Origin of the sequence: Paenibacillus sp. FSL F4-0125 (assembly GCF_038008565.1) — a bacterium.
In the GTDB taxonomy this organism is placed as follows: domain Bacteria; phylum Bacillota; class Bacilli; order Paenibacillales; family Paenibacillaceae; genus Paenibacillus_AQ.
In genome coordinates, this window is the sequence record NZ_JBBOZJ010000001.1 from 3,301,273 (window position 1) to 3,321,034 (window position 19,762).

Below are 19,762 nucleotides of genomic sequence, written 5' to 3' on the forward strand. Positions count from 1 at the left end.
TTATCCTTTCTAAAAACCGCGAAATTTTTCGCGGTTTTTTTGTTGTACTTATTGTGCAGGGAAACCATAGTAACCAACGCATCCCCATTAAAGTCATCGGATTCTAACATTTAAGAAAATTGCTCGGTACATCGACAATGATATGCTTGGCGTTTTACTTTTAAAATACTTTACAATACTTGTCTGCATGTGCTTGAGTTTGTTCGAATAAGTTAGAAGGTAGGACAGGACAAACCATAGGTGGAGATGCATATAAATGGGGATGCGTAAACAAAGCTTTGTTCGTGGCACGTTCATTTTAACCGTGTCGTCATTTTTTACAAAAGGGCTTGGATTTTTGAATGGAGTCTTGCTGGCACGTTTTTTGGGAGCAGAGGGAGTAGGACTGCTTATGATTGCTCATCCGCTGCTTCCCTTATTTATTACACTCACAGAGCTGGGGCTTCCAGTTGCGATTTCAAAGCTTGTGTCGGAAGCCGAGGTTAAGCAGGATGAAGCGCGTGTAAAGCGAATTCTCAAAGTATCCTTAAGTATTACGGGGACGTTGAGTATTATATTAACTTTAGTAGCTCTATTTGGCTCCAAGTGGATCGCTTCGGTTTTTTTGGCCGATCAGCGGGCGTATTATGCTATGGTCGCTATTACGCCAATCATTCCAATTATTGCGATGTCAGCTGTATTGAAAGGTTATTTTCGTGGAAAACAGAACATGAATCCGCTTGCCTTTTCCGATATCATTGAGAATTTGGCGCAAATCATTGTCATTATCGGTGTTGTTAACGTTTTGTTGCCCTATGGTATTGCCTATGCAGCTGCGGGTGCTATGGCGGCATCCGTTATTGGCGAAGGATTTGGTTTACTTTACTTGTTTGCTCTTTTCAAATGGGCAAATCGAGGGAAGATCAAAACTTCTCCACCTCCTACGTCAAGTATTTCACTTAAAGGAGACAGTACGTTGAGAGATTTGCTGCGCATCGGTTTGCCGATGACAGGCAGCGGTTTTATTCATTCCCTCTATCATGCATTTCTCCCACTGCTGATTACAAAAAGCCTAGTACTGTTTGGTGTGAGTGTTGAGATGGCGACCAAGCAATTTGGTCTTCTGGCGGGTTATGCGCTCCCCATGTTGTTTCTTCCCAGCTTCTTCACACAATCCTTGTCAACTGCACTAATTCCGGCGATCAGCGAAGCAAGTGTGAGTAATAATAGCAAGCTTTTGCATAATCGGATGGATATAGCTATGCGCTCAGCACTTATTGTAGGACTCCCATGTACAATCATTTTATACTTATGGGCTGTACCATTAACTACTATGATCTATCATTCTCCAGAAGCAGGCGAGCTGTTAAGGCTGATTGCACCCATATTTTTTCTTTATTATTTTGGAGCACCATTGCAAGCAATTCTGCTTGGTTTAGGGAAGGCTTCAACCGTCATGTGGAACCATATTCTAACCAATATATTTGAAGTGATTACGATCTTTATTCTCGGTTCTAATATTGGCATCGAAGGGGTTGCTATGGGGTTCGGACTGGGATTGTTGCTGTTGACCCTACTGAATTTTTTATCTGTAGCGGGATCGATCGGATTTTATTTTGACTTTCGCATTGTATTCAAGGTGGGCGCGGGAGGAATTGTCATGACGATTTGCGGGATGACGGCTCACGGAATTCTGGAACGATTGGACCTGGGGCAGATCATTGAGCTGTCCGGAGCGTTGCTCGTTTCGTTGATCACCTACGCAGCAACATTGCAGGTAACCCATGCTTGGGAAAGGGCTCCGAAACCGCCAAAGATTACACCTGTTTCTTGAATGGAACCTTTTCAATTTTTGTAAATCGAGCAATGCTGCTGGTTAAGACTTAGAGTAATTGGTACACCAGTGATTATAACCCAAAACATAGCCAGTGATTTGACACCTCCATAAATGGAAGTTATACTCTGAACATAACGTTAACGTCATGTTTTGGAGAGGTGATGAATATTAACACTCGGATGAGGATCGGAGAGCTAACCAAACGAGCAGGAGTCACCCCGCGCACGATTCGATACTATGAGAGCATAGGGCTCATGCCGCCGGGTGAACGTGAAGGCACTGGACAACACTATTACAGTGAAGAGACACTTGAACGTTTGCGGAAAATTGATCAGTTAAAAAAGCTAGGACTCAGCTTGGAAGAAATACGTGGTGTAGTAGATCTTTATTTTATTGACCCTAGCGGTGTACAAACCAAACAGAAGGTGCTCACCATTTTACGCCAGCATCTTACTGAGACAGACCAGAAAATGAATGAATTACAGCAATTCCGAAATGAATTACAGACACAAATTGAGTACTTTGAACGCTGGTTTTCTGAAAGAGAAGGGAACTAGCTCTTTTTTTACCGAAAACATAACGTTAACGTCATGTTTGTGGAATTTTAAAAAATTAGGAGGGAATAACAATGGAAGATCAAAAAAACGGGTTAGAAATATCCAGACTTGGGCTCGGCTGTGGTCGAATGTCAAATGCTACAGGAGCTGCTGATCGAAAAGATAGCATCGCTACGATCCATGCCGCGCTTGATGCAGGAATCTCATTTATTAATACCGCCGATTTCTATAGCTCTGGTCACAATGAAATGCTGATTGGTGAAGCACTCAAAGGCTACAGAAGAGAGCAGGCTTATATATCTGTAAAATTTGGAGGGTTGTTAGCACCCAATGGTTCAATGTATGGATTAGATGTCAGACCGCTAACAGTAAAGAATTATCTTACTTATACATTAAAAAGATTAAATCTCGACTATATAGATCTATATCAGCCTGCAAGAATTGACTTAGGTATCCCCGTCGAAGAAACCATAGGGGCGATTTCCGATATGGTTAAAGCTGGGTATGTTAGACATATAGGGCTAACCCAAGTTGGAGCAGAAACTATAAGAAAAGCGCAGGCGGTTCACCCCATTGCTTTAGTAGAATCCGAATATTCTCTGTTTAATCGAAAAATTGAAAAAGATATTCTGCCGACAACAAGGGAGTTGGGAATCGGTGTTGTAGCATTTGGGGCTTTAGCTCATGGACTGCTAGGGGGCAACTGGTCAAAAGATAAAGTGGATGTGAACAACGCTAGAATTCCGTTATATTTTAAAGAAAACATAGATCACAATCTATCGCTTGTTGAAGCCTTACGAGAAATAGCTGTAGAAAAACAAATTACTGTATCACAGCTTGCTTTGGCTTGGATGTTATCTAAAGGAGAAGATATCATGCCTTTGGTTGGGGCTAGACGGGTAACTCAGCTTCAAGAGTCCATGAAATCGCTGGAGGTTAAGCTGAGTGATCATGATATTAAAAGTATTGAAGAAGCAATACCAGAACATGCGATTGCTGGTGGAAGTTTCCCGGAGCTCCATTTTAAAAATGGAGTCATAGCTCATTAATAAACCTTAAAGGCTATACCATATTTCTTTCTATAATGACTCAATGTGAGTAACGGCCAGATATACTGATAGCTATGATAATTAGAATAAAAATTGCCGGGGAGACCTGCACCTGTCGGATACGAACTCTTCCAATCGACTTGGTTAATAGAAGTGATAAGCCGTAGCATTCCTTTTTCCATCTCAGAGGTTGGTTCCGGATGAACAGCGATAAGGGCATCAAGCGCCCATGCGGTTTGAGAAGGTGTACTCTCACCCAATGGTACGTATCGCAACAACCGATCACTTTGACATGATTCGCCCCAGCCTCCATCGGAGTTCTGGATACTTAGGAGCCACTTCACTCCTTTTTGCATAGTTTCATGTTCAAGAGGCAGGCCAACTGCTTGCAGTCCTGTTAATGCAGCCCAGGTTCCATAAATGTAACAAACTCCCCATCTTCCATACCATGAACCATCTTTCTCCTGATGTTGGATTAGCCATTTCATCCCTCGCTCGATGAAATCGTTCCGCGTATCAAGTCCGGCAAAGTTCCCGAGATACTCCAAGGTGCGCCCGGTTAAATCTGCCTCCGAGGGATCGATGGCAGCAGATTTGGCACCATCGATAGCAAGCCAAGTGAGCATTTCTTTATTGGTGTTTTTTTCGAATGCCGGCCAGCCGCCGTCTTTATTCTGCATCGATAAGACCCAATTCAGTCCGCGATTCCATGACTCTAGATAGGAGCGCTGACTTGTCGATAAACTTCGAATGGCCCGTAAAGCAGCAGTCGTATCATCCACATCTGGATTAATCGTATTAGATTCTGAGAATCCCCATCCCCCGGGAGCCGTATCCGGATTATGAATACTCCAATCAGCTGTTTTATTCTGCTGTCTGGTCAGCAGATACGAAGTAGCTCGTTTAATCGCAAGATGATGATCGGGAACTTGTGCCTCCTGCAAAGCATAGGTGATTAGAGCCGTATCCCATATCGTAGACGGTGAGTTTTGAATGGTTGTTTTACTTTCAGAACGGCATTGCATCGCAGTAAGCCCATCAATGGCTTTCGTAATTATAGGATGCTGCTGATCATAATCTAGAGCCAGCAGTGCAAAAATCATAAGAATTGTACTGGTTCCGTAGCTGTACAGGGTTCCGTCGGATTCAATTCGCTGGAGCATAAACTGTTCTGCTTTGGTTCGGGCAACTTCATGAATGTAACGAGGACTTCCAAGAATTCTGTCTAAGCCAGATTGCATAACCCTTTGCAGTTCTTGATATCCACGGGAAGTAGATTCATTTATTTGAATACGTGTGTCTATGAGATCAGATAGATCCGGACCATTAGCTGTTGGGATCGAGAAACGTTGATCGGCCATGATGAGCATAGGCGTGAGATGCACTCTTGAGTAACCAGAGAACTCAAAATAGTTAATAGGAAAGTAAGACGGGAATAATAGCACCTCTAATGGGATCGAAGAAATCGCTAAAGGCCATTTGCTCTGACCAGTCACGGCAAGAATGACTTTAGTCAATATACTGGTGACTTTTCCAATTCCACCTTTGGATAGGATATAACGCTTAGCCCGCTGTATCGGCTCATCTGTCTCCTTACTATACCCAGAGTAAAGAAGGGCGTAGTAGGCTTCAACCGAGGTAGATAAGTTTCCGGCTTCTTCATCTCTATACAATTGCCAGAATCCAGCGGGCTGCTGCTCAGCAAGAATGCGATCATGTAGCGCTCGTATGAGGGCTTCATTCTGTACGTTCAATATCCGAAAGAGGATGATGACATACGCATCGATAATGATCCCATTCTCAAAACAAAAATGCCACGATCCGTCTTGTTTCTGTTGATCAATCAGGAATGCTGCTAAACGTTCGATCTCATTATCTACTGTGCTTAGTATAGAATTCATTCCTTAGGTACCTCCGAAGTCCTTCATTTTTAGTATTATATGATGGAATGGAGAGTGAAATGAAAAAGGACTGAAAAGTTGCTTTATGCAACCTTACAGTCCTTGATGCTAAAAATATATAATTATTTAGTTCTCGATAATAATTCGATTCAGCTTAAGATTCACTGGGGCAGCAATCGTGTCACCCACAGGGCATTTACTTTCTAAAAATTGTACAAAAGCTTCGACCTTCTCAGCAGGTGATGGGGTCTTTATGTAGAAAGTATAACGAATATCGGAATAACCGGGACGGACTTCTGAACGGTTGAAAAATCCATCGAGGTCCAGATCACCCTCAACATCTACTCTAAAATCTTCAAGCTCTACTTCAAATTTAGAGGCATACACTCGAGCAACAATAGATTGGCAAGCGCCCAAAGAAGCAAGCAAAGCTTCTACAGGATTCATTCCTGTATCCGTACCCCCAAGGCTTTGTGGTTCGTCGATGATCAGCTCGAATTGTCTTGCTTTAGTAATGACCTTAACTCCATCTTGTAAATGGGCAGTAGCTTTGAAAGTTTGAACGTTTGGCATGTGTTTACACTCCTTCTTCTGAACAACTAAGTATGATGTGAATATAATTTGATTAATTCATAGTAATTTTCTAGGAATTGTATAGATTATAGTTCTATTCCTGATCCTCTGTCAATACTTGATTAGTATAATTTGGATCTCTGAAGTCCAATAGGTTGAGATCTTTAAATAACATGGAGGTGGATAAAGTGTCAAATGAACTTGAGCACTATTTGGACTATCCTATGGCAAAAATTCCGGCAGGAGAAATAGAATTAAGAGACGATAGAAAGAAAAGCAAATGGAAAGTTGAATTAAATCCGTTTCTTCTTGCTCGATTCCCTGTCACAGTGGATCTCTACAATGCTATAACTAATAAAGAATCTAAATCAACAGAGGAAAATCTCAAGCCCATGGTGGGTATTTCTTGGCATGATGCTATTTCCTTTTGTAATCTGCTATCCCAGAAGTCTGGATTGAAAGAAGTCTATTCTATAAGTGAAGATAGTGAACACATTATTTTTGATGGGGATGCAGATGGTTTTCGACTCCCTTCTGAGGCGGAGTGGCAATATGCATGTAAAGCAGGGACTACCGGCTATCAATACGGTGAGCTAGATAAGATTGCTTGGTATAATGAAAATTCAGATGGCGAACTACATACAGTAGGGACGAAGGAACCGAATGCATGGGGGCTTTATGATATGTTAGGGAATGTTTGGGAGTGGTGCTGGGATTTATATGATGAACAAGTGTATGGCTCCTATCGTATTTTTCGAGGAGGCAGTTGGGCTGAAGAGGCCAGAGGTTGTGGAGCTACCTGTCGTCGTCGCAGCCACCCTACATTTAGTGTGGATGATCTTGGATTTCGTCTTGCTCGATCTTTATAGAACAATTCGTTTCCACATGAATTCTAGTACTTTATGCTGAACAGGTTGATATCAAAGATTTTATTTTAGTAACTGTAACCAACACAGAAAATGATTGTCTCTAAATTAGACTTTCTTAAGGAGGTGCTTCTAGAATTAGAAGGTTTGTAGCTATCTCCGCAGTAATTATTACTCTGCTCGTTATTGGAATGTACGCAGCACTTCAGTATAAATATAATACGCTTGAGAATAACTTGAGAGAATATTTGATAACAGTAGAAGGGTATTCTGAATCTGATTTACTAAGTGTAAAAGCTAAACTGAGCTCTATGCCAAAGTTCCCAGTTTATGTTAGATTTGCTAACGATCCAGATACAGATTATATTTTCACAGACAGAGATGCATCAGATTGGAAACAACTAGATCCTAAGGAGCCACAAAGATTAAAGAAGGTTAATCATTAGTTGATATATAGCAAATTTACCTTGATCAGAAAAATAACTGGCATTTCGTTAAGTTAACCGCACATTGTGCGGTTTTTTCTTTGTGGATCTATCCAATGGAATTGATAACTTGACAGATCTTATTCTTGCGTATACATTTGTATACATAACCGTAACGTATACATATGTATACAAACAAAAGGAGGAGTAAATATGCGTGATGGACATTTCGGAAAACGCGGTCATAGAGAACATGGGGAACACAAAGACCACGGAGAGCATAGAGATCGCGAGCATATGAGCAGACATGGGATGGATTCCATGGACGGTCCCCCAAAAAGTGCTCAAACTTTTCGTCGCGGCAGAGCTTTAGCATTTTTGGAAAAGCTTAATGTGAATCGAGCCACTTTACAGCGGCAGCTGCAAACACCGGAGCTGGATTCGATTAAACAAGTCATTAGCGGTGAATTGAAGGCAACGGAAGCGATCATTGAAGAGTTTATCCATATTTTCCAGATTCATGAAGTAACGCCGGAAGATAAGACTGTTGACGAAATTAAAAAAGAGGAGAATGATCAAAAAAATGAAAACCATTGATCTTATTAAAACCCGTAGAAGTATTAAGCAATTTAAGGCGGATTCGATTCATGAGGATGATTTATTGAATTGGCTGGAAGCAGCTAGTTATGCTCCAAACCATCGGATGAACGAACCTTGGGAACTCCTATTTGTCGGGCCTGATACTAGAGCTAAATTAAAGCATAAGACGAATTTTGGAGGCGCTCCTGTCGTTCTTGCTATCTTATCTAAACCGGGTGCAACCGCGTTTGAACGTGACGAGAATGTTATGGCTGCCGCATGTTTCGCACAGAACTTCTTATTAGCTGCACATGAAGTGGGGGTTGGAGCATATTGGGCTTCTTTAGGTGCTTTGCCTCATAATCGTGAAATTCTAGGTGTCCCGCAAGATTACGATGTGATTGGAGTATTTGGTATTGGATATCCGGAGGAAGTTCCAAATGCTAAGCCAAGAACACCGATGAAATCAAAAATCACATATTTATCTTAAAAGGTGATGGAATGTGGAAACTTAAGAGTTACTTAAGGCCATATTGGGTGTGGTCTGTGTTAGCACCACTTATGATGATGCTCGAAGTGTTTATGGATTTGCTTCAGCCTACACTAATGGCGAGTATTGTGGATCATGGGATTATGACGAAAGATTTATCACATATTTATTCGACGGGATTGACCATGCTTGGAGTGGCATTTGTCGGTCTAATTGGTGGGGTGGGCTGCACTATTTTTTCGAGCATCGCCTCACAAAATTTCGGGAATGATGTACGGATTAACCTTTTTGAACATATTCAGAAATTCTCAAACAAGAATCTGGACCAATTGAAGACGGGCTCGTTGATTACTCGATTAACAAACGATGTGGTGCAACTACAAACCTTTGTTCAGATGATTTTGCGGAATATTCGATCACCATTGCTATTAATCGGCAGCTTAGTGATGGCCATCCGGATTAGTCCTTCGTTGACTCTCATCCTTGTCGTTGCCGTACCCTTGTTGGTTGTAATATTGTATGGGTTAATTCGGCTTTCTTTTCCTCTGTTTGAGAAAATGCAGGTCAAATTAGACGGCGTCAACACAGTATTGCAGGAAAACTTATCGGGTATTCGTGTAGTTAAAGCCTTCGTCCGTGCTAAGCATGAACAGAAAAGGTTTAATACAGCCAACAAGGATTACACAGAAACAGCGATAAAAGCGGTACGCCTAATGTCGTTGAATATGCCGCTTATGATGCTTGTGCTCAATGCCAGTATTGTAGCTGTTCTTTGGTTTGGTGGGCTGCAGAGCTGGAACGGATCGCTGCCAGTCGGTCAGTTGATCGCCTTCATTAACTATATCACCCAATTGTTGATGTCTATGCTGATGTTGAGTAATATGCTCACCTTCTTCTCACGTGCAAAGGTCTCAGCAGATCGGGAGAATGAAGTGTTTTCCACCATTAGTGAGATTACAGAAGCTTCCGAAGCTAAAAAAGATACCATAACTAACGGTCGAATTGTATTTGATAATGTTTCATTTGCTTATGATACTACGGATGAGAATCTTGTATTAGACGGCATTAATTTTTCTGCCGAGCCAGGTGAAACTGTAGCCATACTTGGAGCCACTGGTGCTGGCAAATCGACCTTGGTCAGTCTTATTCCAAGACTTTACGAAGTATCCTCGGGCTCTATTACAATTGATGGTTCTGACACGCGGCAGATTTCTTTAGAACATTTACGCCGCAAGATCGGTTATGTTATGCAGCAGGCTATTCTGTTCAGTGGAACAATCCGGGATAATATCCGATATGGAAGACCAGAGGCTACAGATGAAGAAGTGGAACAAGCAGCAATAGCTGCTGAAGCTCACCATTTTATATTAGAACTTCCAGAGGGTTATGATACAGTGCTTGGCCAACGAGGCATCAACTTGTCTGGAGGGCAGAAGCAGCGGCTTTCGATTGCAAGAGCGCTATTAATTCAGCCTAAAATTCTCATCATGGATGACAGTACTAGCGCGCTCGATGCGGCGACAGAGTCGCGGATTCGGCAAATGTTAAAAAAACGACTGAGCAGTAGCACGAATATTTTGATTGCTCAGCGTGTCACATCTGTGATTGATGCGGATCGCATTTTGATTCTAGAAAACGGTCGAATCGCTGTACAAGGTACACATGATGGACTTCTGAGTAATAGTGAAATTTACCGAGACATCTGGAAATCACAGATGAAGGGTGAGGAGGTTCCTTATGTCAAAGCATGATAACGGCATGAACACTCCTCCGATCCATAGATCAGGCGGGTTCGGTCCAGGAATAGGACCAGGATCCGGCCCCGGACGCGGCGCTGCTGTGCCAATTGTGCGTGCCAAAAATCAAGCCAGCACGCTTAAACGTATCTGGACTTACTTAAATCGTCAGCGGTTTGGGTTAATTATTGTATATGTATTTACGATATTAAATGCGCTACTTTCATTGATCGGACCCTATCTCATTGGTAAGGCAATTGATACTGCAGTTATTCCACATGATTATCAGGGCCTTATTCGGTTTTGTGTACTCCTTATTGGTATCTATGGTCTAAGTAGTGTAGTTGCATGGGTGCAAGCATACGTCATGACATCAGTTTCGCAAAATACCGTATTTGAGCTGCGTCGTGATCTGTTCAGTAAGTATCAGCAGTTACCCATTAAATTTTTTGATACACGGGCTAACGGAGAATTGATGAGCCGAGCAACTAACGATATAGAGAGCGTATCCAGCACACTTAATCAGAGTGTAACTCAATTGTTAAACAGTTTGATAACGCTAAGCGGTTCACTCGTTATTATGTTAATGTTGAACGTTCCGTTAACCGTAGTTTCATTAATCACGATCCCGCTCGTTTTATTGGCTAGTCGTAAAATCATAGGGTTAAGCCGAACTTATTTTAGAAATCAGCAGCGGCATTTAGGTGAACTGGGCGGGTTTATCGAAGAAACCATCAGCGGACAAAAGGTGGTTAAACAATATAGCAGGGAAGAGGCAGAAGTTAAACGATTCCGTAAAATCAGCGGAGAGCTGAATAAGGTTAGTATCAAGGCACAAATCGTATCGGGTTTAGTTGGGCCTGTGATGAACATGATAAACAACCTTGGATTTGCGATCATTGCCGGGGTTGGTGGCTGGATGGCATTCCATAACATGGCTACAGTAGGCATAATCGTTAGCTTCCTGACCTATTCCAAACAGTTCGGCCGACCCATTTCTGATCTTGCTAATCAGTACAATTTAATTCAATCTGCAATCGCCGGTGCGGAGCGTGTATTTGAGGTTTTGGAGATGCCATCCGAATATGGAGATGAGCAGAGTGAAGATCTGCCGCGGTTAAAAGGGGAGGTTGTGTTCCGGGACGTTTCTTTTGCTTATAAGCCGGATTCCCCGATTCTGTCTGGAGTTACGTTTGAAGCAAAACCTGGAGAGAAAATTGCGCTTGTTGGCCCGACAGGAGCAGGTAAAACAACCATTGTTAACCTGCTGATCCGTTTCTATGATTTGAGTGGCGGCTCCATACGGATTGATGATCGCGACATCCGTGAGCTAGATAAAAATGCACTTCGTAGTCAACTTGGGATGGTGTTGCAAGATGCGCATGTATTCTCTGGAACGATTAGGGAAAACATTCGGTTTGGCCGGCTCGATGCAACCGATCAAGAAATTGAACAAGCGGCGCGGCTAGCCAATGCGGATGCATTTATCAAAAGATTGCCGCATGGCTATGAGACTCTCCTCAATGCGGAAGGCAGTAATCTGAGCCATGGACAGCGTCAACTGTTAACGATCGCTCGCGCAATTCTAGCTGATCCAGCTATTCTAATCCTAGACGAAGCAACCAGTAGTGTGGATACACGAACGGAAATGCATATTCAACAGGCGATGAAGAATTTGATGAAGGGACGAACAAGCTTTGTGATCGCCCACAGGCTTAGTACGATCCAGGATGCTGATCGTATTCTCGTGATCCAGGATGGAGGAATTGCTGAGCAAGGAAATCATGAGGAGCTTCTTGCGATGCAAGGTGCCTATTACGAGTTATACAATACCCAGTTCAAGCGAGTGATTTAAAGGAATATATAAAGAGCAACGATTCATTCATTTATGGAGAATCGCTGCTCTTTTTTATATCTGTACCGTACTGTCAAAGCTATAAATTCCGCTCTAACAATGTTCCAAGCTGTTCAGCCAAGACTTGATGTGTCACTGGCTTCTCATTCTTGAACCACCATTCCACTACACCTGCATAAGCCGATGCAACAAAATTAATAATAATCTCCTCATTTAATCCCTGATTTATCCCTTCCGTTACATTTACTTCATGTCGAAACTCATTTTGAAGAAAAGCTAAGAACCGATTCCGGAAATAAGGAGCGCCCTTGCTCGCCAGCATCATAGAGAAAAAAGAATAATGCTGATCGAAGTATTCCGTCCATTTCAACGTGGCTTCGATAAAATCTAATTCCGCTGCAGATTCGCAAAGTACTCTAAGAACTTCTATATGTTCCTCGATAAGCTTATCTAACAAATCATATTTATCCAGATAATGAAGATAAATGGTTCCTCGGCTTACATTAGCCTTGTCAGAGAGTTCCTGTATGGTAATCTCGTCAAAATTCTTCTCGGACATCAGTTCTATAACAGCTCTCTTAAGTGCTTCTTGTGATTTGAGAATCCTTCTATCCACTTTAGGCAAGTGAGTTTTCACCTTACTTTCTATAATTAATGAACATTTCTATAGAACCTGTTCAGTATTGAACAGAACGTGCACATCGTACAATTGAATGTCATCTATAACTGTTTATAATAATAGACTATAGTCCATTAATGAATCAACATACATTATCGAAAGGGTGTTTTCATATCATGTCCGAAATCCGAGATAAAGTCGTAATTATTACAGGCGCTTCTAGCGGGATTGGGGAAGCGACTGCTAAAGAACTGGCATCCAAAGGTGTTAAGCTTGTGCTTGCTGCCCGTCGTGAAGAACGTCTACAGAAGCTTCAGGAAGAAATTGAGCAGAGTGGTGGAACTGCCATCTATAAAGTTACAGACGTAACTTCTCACGTGCAGATGGAAGAGCTAGCTGCTTATGCACTTAAGGAATTTGGCCAAATTGACGTGTTAGTTAATAATGCTGGAATCATGCCACAAGCTTTTCTTTTTAAGAAAAAAGTGGATGAATGGGATCAGATGATTGATGTGAATATCAAAGGCGTTCTATATGCAATTGCAGCTGTACTTCCATCTATGAGAGAACGTAAATCCGGTCATATTATTAATCTTTCGTCGGTAGCCGGACATAACATTTACCCAGGTGGTACAGTATATTGTGGAACCAAACATGCTGTTCGTGCTATTTCTGAAGGATTGCGTCAAGAAGAAGCTATGAGTGGAACAAATATCCGAGTTACTAATGTTTCTCCAGGGGCTGTCAGTAGTGAACTAATTGAAACGACCTCAGATCCAGAGTCAAAGGCGGGCTTGAATGATTTTTATAAAGTGGCTATTGATGTCGACAGTATCGCTCGTGCAATCACCTTTGCAATAGAGCAGCCGTCCGATGTAGCGATCAATGAAATGATTATACGTCCAACCATTCAAGTAGGATAGAAAGGGATCTTTATGGATAGACCTTATATTTTTGGAGGAATAAAAAGATTGGATTTTGCTGTAGTGGTAGAAAAGCTGAAAAACTTATTTTTAATTGATGAGTTATTGCTAGAGGGTGGGGGTGTTCTTAAATGGCTCCTTTCTGAATGAAGACTTAATTGGTGAATTGAGCCTGGTCTTCCTATTTATTTTCATTAAATACTTGTTGAGCAGTGCTAAGGATCGTATCCTCATCCAAACTGTTAAATTTTAAAGTGATTGAACCTTTTGAAGCATTGAATACTAAAAACGTATAATCACTATTTTTTATTTTTTGTACCTGATTTCCGCTAACATCAATAATATCAGCATCGTTTAAATCCACTTGAGTATTGGTATAGGTTATTTCAATGAGTGTTTCTCCTTGAAAAGGTCCGTAGATGATTTCTCTTTCATTGGACGCTTTTTGTTCCTTTGTTAACATCTCTAGCTTCCCTTTGTTTTTTGTATATGTGACTAAAACTTCTTGATTATCTCCAATGAAGTTGCCTTCTTTGTCTTTTGGAGGAAATTTATGCTGTATATAACTAACTTCATATCCGTCTAGTGTAGGGATACTAAATGATGATGCTAAAGCACTAACTTGCGCCTGTGCTTTAGCTAATTCATCGTTGGAACCATCCTTTTGACATCCTGATATTAATAATGTAATTGCAGCAATAAAAAATATATATCCAAATTTGTTCATGAAATCACCTCTAATGATTTGAATTAAATACTAATGGCCAATATTAATTGTTCGTAGATATGCTTCAGTACATTCTTCTCAATCCTCTGAATACCCTAAATATGGAATAAATGTATATACGCTGTGAAAGTCAATTTGTTGCACTAAACTCCCTCTTAGTTCAATGAGAAAATGCTGAACAATGAAGCTTGGTGTTCGTGTTCGTCATAGAGATGTTAGAATTCGCCCATGTCTAAGAACGCCAGAGTAAATCGTCTTCTGACGGTCTCGGATAACTAATACATATATTTGGTCGTTAATTTGATTAAACATAGCTAGTAAATAAGAAATTACATAGTCTTAAGCCTTCAACCCTGCTAAATGTAAAGTCTGTTTCAGACGATCTATATCCACATAAATATCTTCAAATCCCGGAAAACGAATAGCAGGATCTGGCCAGCCTTGACCATACATCATGTAATAATCGAGAGTGTTATGGTTGCTGATCATCCAATACGTTGGAACGACATGCCGATCATGAAAAATTTCAATTACTTGAGTTCCGCTTTGACAAAAAGCCAAATTTGCCAGTCCAGCCCCATGTGCACCCAAGATTACTTTTGCCGAAGCGAATAACTGGATTTGCTGTGCAACCGTCCAATCCTCTAAATAAATGGTTTGAATACTGTATTCCTCAAGACAACGAGTAACTTCCATTTCATTGACCAAGCGCCTAGTGCTGGCTTTGTTTCGCGAAATATAAATACGCTCAGGAGTGGCGAGCGTTATATCCCTATGTGGCAGGAAAAATTTACGTAGTGTATCCGTAGCCCATGTGGGGTAATGGGAATTCATCATCAAAGAAGGGACAAGCAGCTGATCAGCTTCATAATAGGCTTCTGGATTTGTCCGGATTACTAACGACTCTGATATGCCTAACATTGCCCAAGTTTGACCTACAAATGGCCCGTAAGGGTTTGGATTCATGATGATAGAGGTATACGGAATTCCACTTGTTTTGAGCATCGCCAGCCGAGGGAGCACATCATACATCCAGTGGAAATAGTTATGGCTTCCACAAAACGTCAACACGGCCGAGGTCCCTTTTATATGTTGAAGCTTCGGATTATTCCACTGGTGGAACACAGGGTGTTCCTCTGCTTCTAGCATTCTATTTTGCACAGCATCATATTCCTGTGACAGATCAAAGATTAGCTTTCCTTCCGAAGATAGAACAGCACCAGATTCACCCCACACCCTCCCACTAGAGATGGTAGCTACGTAGCCGCCAAAAGGCTGTAAGGAATAAGGCGTTAGAACAGGATGGATGTTTGTTTCAATACTTTTAGGAGCAGTGAAGTCGGTCGCCTGACCGAAATCAAACGGAACAACATGTCCAGCTTCATGGACCATTTCTCTTTGTTCCCATTCTGTTGTAAGTTCCAAGATATTTCGGTAATATCCATGGGGCGTTTCCCCGTTCATAGAAAAACTCATCGGCTCACCTCTTTTGACCAAGTAGAACTCCAAAAACATCATTAAGCTATACTATGGAACAAAAAAACTAAAGGACACCATTCTTTCTGAAAAGGGCGACTGAACGGGGCTTAAGGCAGTTAGTTTCATAAAGGGCTTGACTTGGAGTGAACTCCAAGTGAAATAATAGCAGATATCAGCAAATGAACTTTATTATCTAGCCAAAGAGAGGAATCATTAAATGGAATATGTGAAACTTGGTAATACCGGCCTAGATGTATCGAGGTTGTGTCTAGGCTGTATGAGCTTCGGGGTAGCCGAACGTTGGATTCATAAATGGGTGCTTGATGAGGAGCAGAGTCGGCTGATCATAAAAAAAGCCCTTGAGCTCGGAATTAATTTTTTTGATACGGCTAATGTGTATTCAGACGGAACTAGTGAAGAGATTCTCGGACGAGCTATTAGGGATTATGCTAATCGAGATGAAATTGTCCTAGCGACTAAGGTCTACAATCGTATGCACGAAGGACCGAATGGTGCGGGTCTCTCCAGAAAAGCAATCATGAGTGAGATTGACAAGAGTCTTAAAAGATTAGGAACAGATTATGTGGATTTGTACCAGATTCATCGCTGGGATTATCACACACCTATCGAGGAAACGATGGAGGCTCTTCATGATATTGTTAAGGCGGGTAAAGCGAGATACATTGGTGCTTCAGCTATGTATGCTTGGCAATTTCAGAAAGCTTTATATGTAGCGGAAAAGAATGGTTGGACTCGGTTTGTATCGATGCAGAATCACCTCAACCTTATCTACCGTGAAGAAGAGCGCGAGATGTTGCCACTTTGTAAGGAAGAAAAAATCGGTGTTATTCCTTACAGTCCGCTGGCTTCCGGAAGATTAACTCGCGACTGGGCAGTAACGACACATCGTTCAGAGACCGATCAAATACAAAAATCCAAATATGATGGAACTGCAGATGCAGATCGATTAGTCGTGGAGCGAGTAGCTGCGATCGCCGAAAAACATGGTGTTCCGCGGATTCATATCGCCCTTGCATGGTTACTTCAGAAAGCACCGGTTACCGCTCCTATTATTGGTGCTACGAAATTATCACATCTTGAAGATGCTGTAGGAGCGCTATCGCTTACGTTAACACCGCAAGAAATTATGTTCTTAGAAGAACCTTATACACCTCACCCAATCATTGGTTTTAATTAATACCGAGTATCGGAGGATAACGAAAGTATGACTATTTCAGAAGTAAGTGAAAAATTCAATCTGTCACCGGATACGCTCCGCTATTATGAACGTATCGGTATTATTCCACATGTGAATCGCAATAAAAGCGGAAATAGAGACTATTCGGAAGAAGATTGCAGGTGGATAGAACATATCAAATGTATGCGAGGCATTGGACTTCCCGTTGAGACCTTGATTAAATATGTTGAATTGTATAGACAGGGGGATGAGGCTAATCATGCTAGAGTTGAACTCCTAATTGAGCAGCGGAAGCAACTCTTAGCTAAAATGGAAGAGATGAATAGAGTATTGGAACGGATGGATGAAAAAATTGAACGAATGAGTAAACAATAAGTCCTCTTTTGAGGGCTTATTGTTGTATTAAGTCTGTTCCTTTATGACTTCTTTCGATAGGCCTTAGGAGACATGCCGTAGGTTTTGGTAAATTGTCGTGTGAAATAATTGCTATCGCTAAACCCGCTTTCGTGTGAGATTTGAGTAATACTGAAGTCAGAATGCTTCAACAAGCTGCAAGCCCGTTCCAGACGCAAACGATGAAGATAGGAGATGGGTGTCGTCTGATAGTAAGAACGAAAGATCCGATTTAAGTGTCTTACCGATATTCCTGAGTGAGTGGCGATTTGCTCCAATGACAAGGGTTCAAGATAGTGGTCTTCCATAAAGGAGAGCGCGTTCGCCAAATGAATTAGATGATTATCCTGGCTCTCTTTATCCTGTTTTTCATAATGCCTTGATAAATAGACTACCAGTTCCATGAACCGAGAGATAAGCAAAGTCTGATATCCCTGAAGCTTGTTGCTATATTCTTCAATCATACCGGCAATGAGGGAGGTGACGTATTCAAGCATAGGAATAGGCAAGCTTAATTTACTAGTGTAGGCGTGTTTATGACGATACAGCGGTTCCAATACAAACAACGCCTGAAAGCCGTTCGAAGTCCGCAGATCCGATCCAGCTGTTGACAGCATTTCGGGCTTGTACATAATATTGCAGATTTTAAAATCCTGAGGATCTTTAAAAGCATGCGGGGTTGAACCGTTAATAACAAAGACATTCCCTTTCTTAATGAATGATTCTTCGGTATTTACAATATGAGTAGCAGTGCCACTCAAGACGATTACAAGCTCTGAGAAATCCACATGTCTGTGAAGGTCAGTATCGTTGTCGTGAAAGCCGTATTGAATAAAGAATGGGAATTTCTGATCGGATGTAAACCAATTTAAATAAAATTCACTCAACTTCTTACCCTCCAAAAGCATGTCTAGATGAATGTCTATATCATGCTATTTTACGACCGAATAATCAAGGTTTATCGTTTAGCAAGTGGAGTATAATCCATGACATAGCCGCAATTGTTCAACAAAAGGAGAATGCTTCATGAAATATAATAATCCGATATTACCAGGTTTTTATCCAGATCCAAGCATTTGCAGAGTAGGCGAGGATTATTATTTGGTAAACAGTTCATTTGCTTACGTTCCGGGAATACCCATTTGGCATAGTAAAGATTTAGTCCATTGGAAGCAGCTCGGATATTGTTTGACGCGTGATTCCCAGCTCCAATTTGATAAATCGGTCGTGTCTGGAGGGGTGTGGGCACCAACCATTCGTCATCATAACGGTCGATTCTACATGGTGACGACGAATCAGGATAGCGGTGGACACTTTTATGTTTGGACAGAAGATCCAGCAGGTGAATGGTCGGATCCGATCTATGTGGATCAGGAAGGAATTGATCCATCCTTATTTTTTGACGAAGGAAAAGTGTACTTTACAAGCACTGGAAACAAGGATGGTATGGGAATTTACCAATGTGAGATTGATATCGAAACAGGCCATAAGCTGAGTGATTCCAGCTTGATATGGACAGGCAGTGGCGGTAAATTCCCTGAAGGACCCCATCTATATAAGGTAAACGGCTACTATTATTTAATGTGTGCAGAAGGCGGGACGGAATATGGCCATATGGAGACTATAGCAAGAAGTAGATCACCCTATGGACCGTATGAATCCTCTCCCCGAAATCCTATTTTGAGTCATCGAAGCTCGGATTATCCTATTCAAGCTACAGGTCATGGCGATCTTGTTGAAGCACAGGATGGTAGCTGGTGGGCAGTATTTCTAGGAACTCGGCCGGTAGGTTATCCTTACCGTCATCATCTTGGCAGAGAAACATTCATGGCTCCAGTCCAATGGAGTGAGGATGGATGGCCGATGATTGGTGATAACGGTGTTGTTGGATTAGTAATGGAAGCTGACACACCTGCACCAGTACTATGGGAAGACGAGCCTGAGACCAATGATTTCAATCAGTCCACTCTAGGAATGAGCTGGAATTTTATTCGTAATGCTAAAAAAGTCGATTGGTCTTTACAGAAACGAGCAGGGTGGCTTGCATTACGAGGATCGGATGTGAGATTGAGCGATAAGGGAACGCCAGCGTTTATTGGCCGTAGACAGCGCCACGTGAATTGTGAAATCACCACAAAAATGGAATTCAACCCTTCAGATGGTGATGAAGCGGGTCTCGTTGTGTTTATGGATCAGCAGTATCACTACGCATTCGGGCTGACCCATGTAGAAGGTGAAAATGTGATCACACTGCGAAGACAGGTGGGTAGCATAAGTGATGTGAAATATTCTTCACCAATTGAGGGCACAGTCGTAGAATTGAAGGTTCAGGCACTCCCAGAGAAATATTTGTTTTCTTATCGAGGCGCAGATCAGATATGGCATCCACTAGGTGAAGCAGAGACACATTTGATCTCTACAGAAGTGGCAGGCGGTTTTACCGGTGTGTTCTTTGGGATGTATAACTACTCTGCCCATGGAACTACCGCATATTATGATTACTTCCGCTATCAAAAGTGATAGAGAAGCGATACGGTAACGAGTACAAATGAAACGCAATAAGCAGCGATTCTCCA

General features: G+C 41.7%; 19 protein-coding genes. 13 read left to right on the forward strand and 6 right to left on the reverse strand.

Going from position 1 to position 19,762, the window contains the following annotated elements; translation table 11 throughout:
• Positions 1-256: 256 nt before the first annotated feature.
• From spoVB to NST74_RS14525, 3 genes are all read left to right on the forward strand, one after another.
• Entirely contained in the window at positions 257-1,813 is a 1,557-nt protein-coding gene (gene spoVB / locus NST74_RS14515) for a stage V sporulation protein B (RefSeq protein WP_042127646.1), read from the forward strand.
• Between the two features lie 164 nt (positions 1,814-1,977).
• Positions 1,978-2,373 carry a MerR family transcriptional regulator gene (locus tag NST74_RS14520; protein WP_341112776.1) on the forward strand — a complete coding sequence of 132 codons (396 nt, stop codon included), beginning with the start codon at positions 1,978-1,980 and terminating at the stop codon, positions 2,371-2,373.
• 71 nt (positions 2,374-2,444) lie between these two features.
• On the forward strand, positions 2,445-3,422 hold the full coding sequence (locus tag NST74_RS14525) for an aldo/keto reductase (RefSeq protein WP_341112781.1): 978 nt from the start codon (positions 2,445-2,447) through the stop codon (positions 3,420-3,422).
• On the opposite strand, the gene shc is transcribed toward NST74_RS14525, so the two are convergent.
• Positions 3,419-5,323, reverse strand: a complete 1,905-nt coding sequence (shc, locus tag NST74_RS14530) for a squalene--hopene cyclase (protein WP_341112783.1) — start codon at positions 5,321-5,323, stop codon at positions 3,419-3,421. The two genes, NST74_RS14525 and shc, sit on opposite strands and share 4 nt — an antisense overlap.
• A 126-nt stretch (positions 5,324-5,449) precedes the next feature.
• Positions 5,450-5,896 (reverse strand): OsmC family protein, encoded by a 447-nt coding sequence (locus NST74_RS14535; protein ID WP_076118600.1) that lies wholly within the window; start codon positions 5,894-5,896, stop codon positions 5,450-5,452.
• A gap of 224 nt (positions 5,897-6,120) precedes the next feature.
• Here NST74_RS14535 and NST74_RS14540 point away from each other — a divergent pair, with 224 nt between their 5' ends.
• The 5 genes from NST74_RS14540 (at position 6,121) to NST74_RS14560 (ending at position 11,847) form a co-directional block, all read left to right on the forward strand.
• Positions 6,121-6,765 carry a formylglycine-generating enzyme family protein gene (locus NST74_RS14540; RefSeq protein WP_445668193.1) on the forward strand — a complete coding sequence of 215 codons (645 nt, stop codon included), beginning with the start codon at positions 6,121-6,123 and terminating at the stop codon, positions 6,763-6,765.
• A 635-nt stretch (positions 6,766-7,400) separates the two neighbouring features.
• Positions 7,401-7,784, forward strand: coding sequence for a hypothetical protein (locus NST74_RS14545; protein ID WP_341112787.1), 384 nt, complete (start codon positions 7,401-7,403; stop codon positions 7,782-7,784).
• A complete protein-coding gene (locus NST74_RS14550) occupies positions 7,771-8,256 on the forward strand; it encodes a nitroreductase family protein (RefSeq protein WP_341112789.1) in 486 nt (161 codons plus the stop codon). The genes NST74_RS14545 and NST74_RS14550 overlap by 14 nt, the downstream gene beginning before the upstream one ends.
• Before the next feature lie 11 nt (positions 8,257-8,267).
• Complete coding sequence (locus NST74_RS14555) at positions 8,268-10,007, forward strand: ABC transporter ATP-binding protein (RefSeq protein ID WP_341112791.1); 1,740 nt, start codon at positions 8,268-8,270, stop codon at positions 10,005-10,007.
• Entirely contained in the window at positions 9,994-11,847 is a 1,854-nt protein-coding gene (locus NST74_RS14560) for an ABC transporter ATP-binding protein (protein ID WP_341112793.1), read from the forward strand. The genes NST74_RS14555 and NST74_RS14560 overlap by 14 nt, the downstream gene beginning before the upstream one ends.
• A gap of 79 nt (positions 11,848-11,926) precedes the next feature.
• Here the strand turns inward: NST74_RS14560 and NST74_RS14565 are convergent, their stop codons facing one another.
• Positions 11,927-12,472 (reverse strand): TetR/AcrR family transcriptional regulator, encoded by a 546-nt coding sequence (locus NST74_RS14565; protein ID WP_042127663.1) that lies wholly within the window; start codon positions 12,470-12,472, stop codon positions 11,927-11,929.
• A 170-nt stretch (positions 12,473-12,642) separates the two neighbouring features.
• Between NST74_RS14565 and NST74_RS14570 the strand changes: the two genes are divergently transcribed.
• Both NST74_RS14570 and NST74_RS14575 read left to right on the forward strand, forming a co-directional pair.
• Positions 12,643-13,389: an SDR family oxidoreductase gene (locus tag NST74_RS14570; RefSeq protein ID WP_341112797.1), complete on the forward strand. Its 747-nt coding sequence runs from the start codon at positions 12,643-12,645 to the stop codon at positions 13,387-13,389.
• Positions 13,390-13,401: 12 nt separating this feature from the next.
• Positions 13,402-13,539, forward strand: coding sequence for a hypothetical protein (locus NST74_RS14575; RefSeq protein ID WP_341112798.1), 138 nt, complete (start codon positions 13,402-13,404; stop codon positions 13,537-13,539).
• 31 nt (positions 13,540-13,570) lie between these two features.
• Here the strand turns inward: NST74_RS14575 and NST74_RS14580 are convergent, their stop codons facing one another.
• Together NST74_RS14580 and NST74_RS14585 are read right to left on the reverse strand one after the other, a co-directional pair.
• On the reverse strand, positions 13,571-14,116 hold the full coding sequence (locus NST74_RS14580; RefSeq protein ID WP_341112800.1) for a hypothetical protein: 546 nt from the start codon (positions 14,114-14,116) through the stop codon (positions 13,571-13,573).
• A gap of 339 nt (positions 14,117-14,455) precedes the next feature.
• Complete coding sequence (locus tag NST74_RS14585; RefSeq protein ID WP_341112803.1) at positions 14,456-15,592, reverse strand: glycosyltransferase family 61 protein; 1,137 nt, start codon at positions 15,590-15,592, stop codon at positions 14,456-14,458.
• A 220-nt stretch (positions 15,593-15,812) separates the two neighbouring features.
• On the opposite strand from NST74_RS14585, the gene NST74_RS14590 reads away from it, so the two are divergent.
• Together NST74_RS14590 and NST74_RS14595 are read left to right on the forward strand one after the other, a co-directional pair.
• Entirely contained in the window at positions 15,813-16,793 is a 981-nt protein-coding gene (locus NST74_RS14590) for an aldo/keto reductase (protein WP_341112804.1), read from the forward strand.
• A 27-nt stretch (positions 16,794-16,820) separates the two neighbouring features.
• The gene (locus tag NST74_RS14595; protein ID WP_341112805.1) at positions 16,821-17,168 is read left to right on the forward strand and encodes a MerR family transcriptional regulator; all 348 of its coding nucleotides are present in this window, start codon (positions 16,821-16,823) and stop codon (positions 17,166-17,168) included.
• A gap of 41 nt (positions 17,169-17,209) precedes the next feature.
• Here the strand turns inward: NST74_RS14595 and NST74_RS14600 are convergent, their stop codons facing one another.
• The gene (locus tag NST74_RS14600; RefSeq protein ID WP_341112806.1) at positions 17,210-18,073 is read right to left on the reverse strand and encodes a helix-turn-helix domain-containing protein; all 864 of its coding nucleotides are present in this window, start codon (positions 18,071-18,073) and stop codon (positions 17,210-17,212) included.
• Positions 18,074-18,212: 139 nt separating this feature from the next.
• On the opposite strand from NST74_RS14600, the gene NST74_RS14605 reads away from it, so the two are divergent.
• Positions 18,213-19,706, forward strand: coding sequence for a glycoside hydrolase family 43 protein (locus NST74_RS14605; RefSeq protein WP_341112808.1), 1,494 nt, complete (start codon positions 18,213-18,215; stop codon positions 19,704-19,706).
• Positions 19,707-19,762 lie beyond the last annotated feature (56 nt).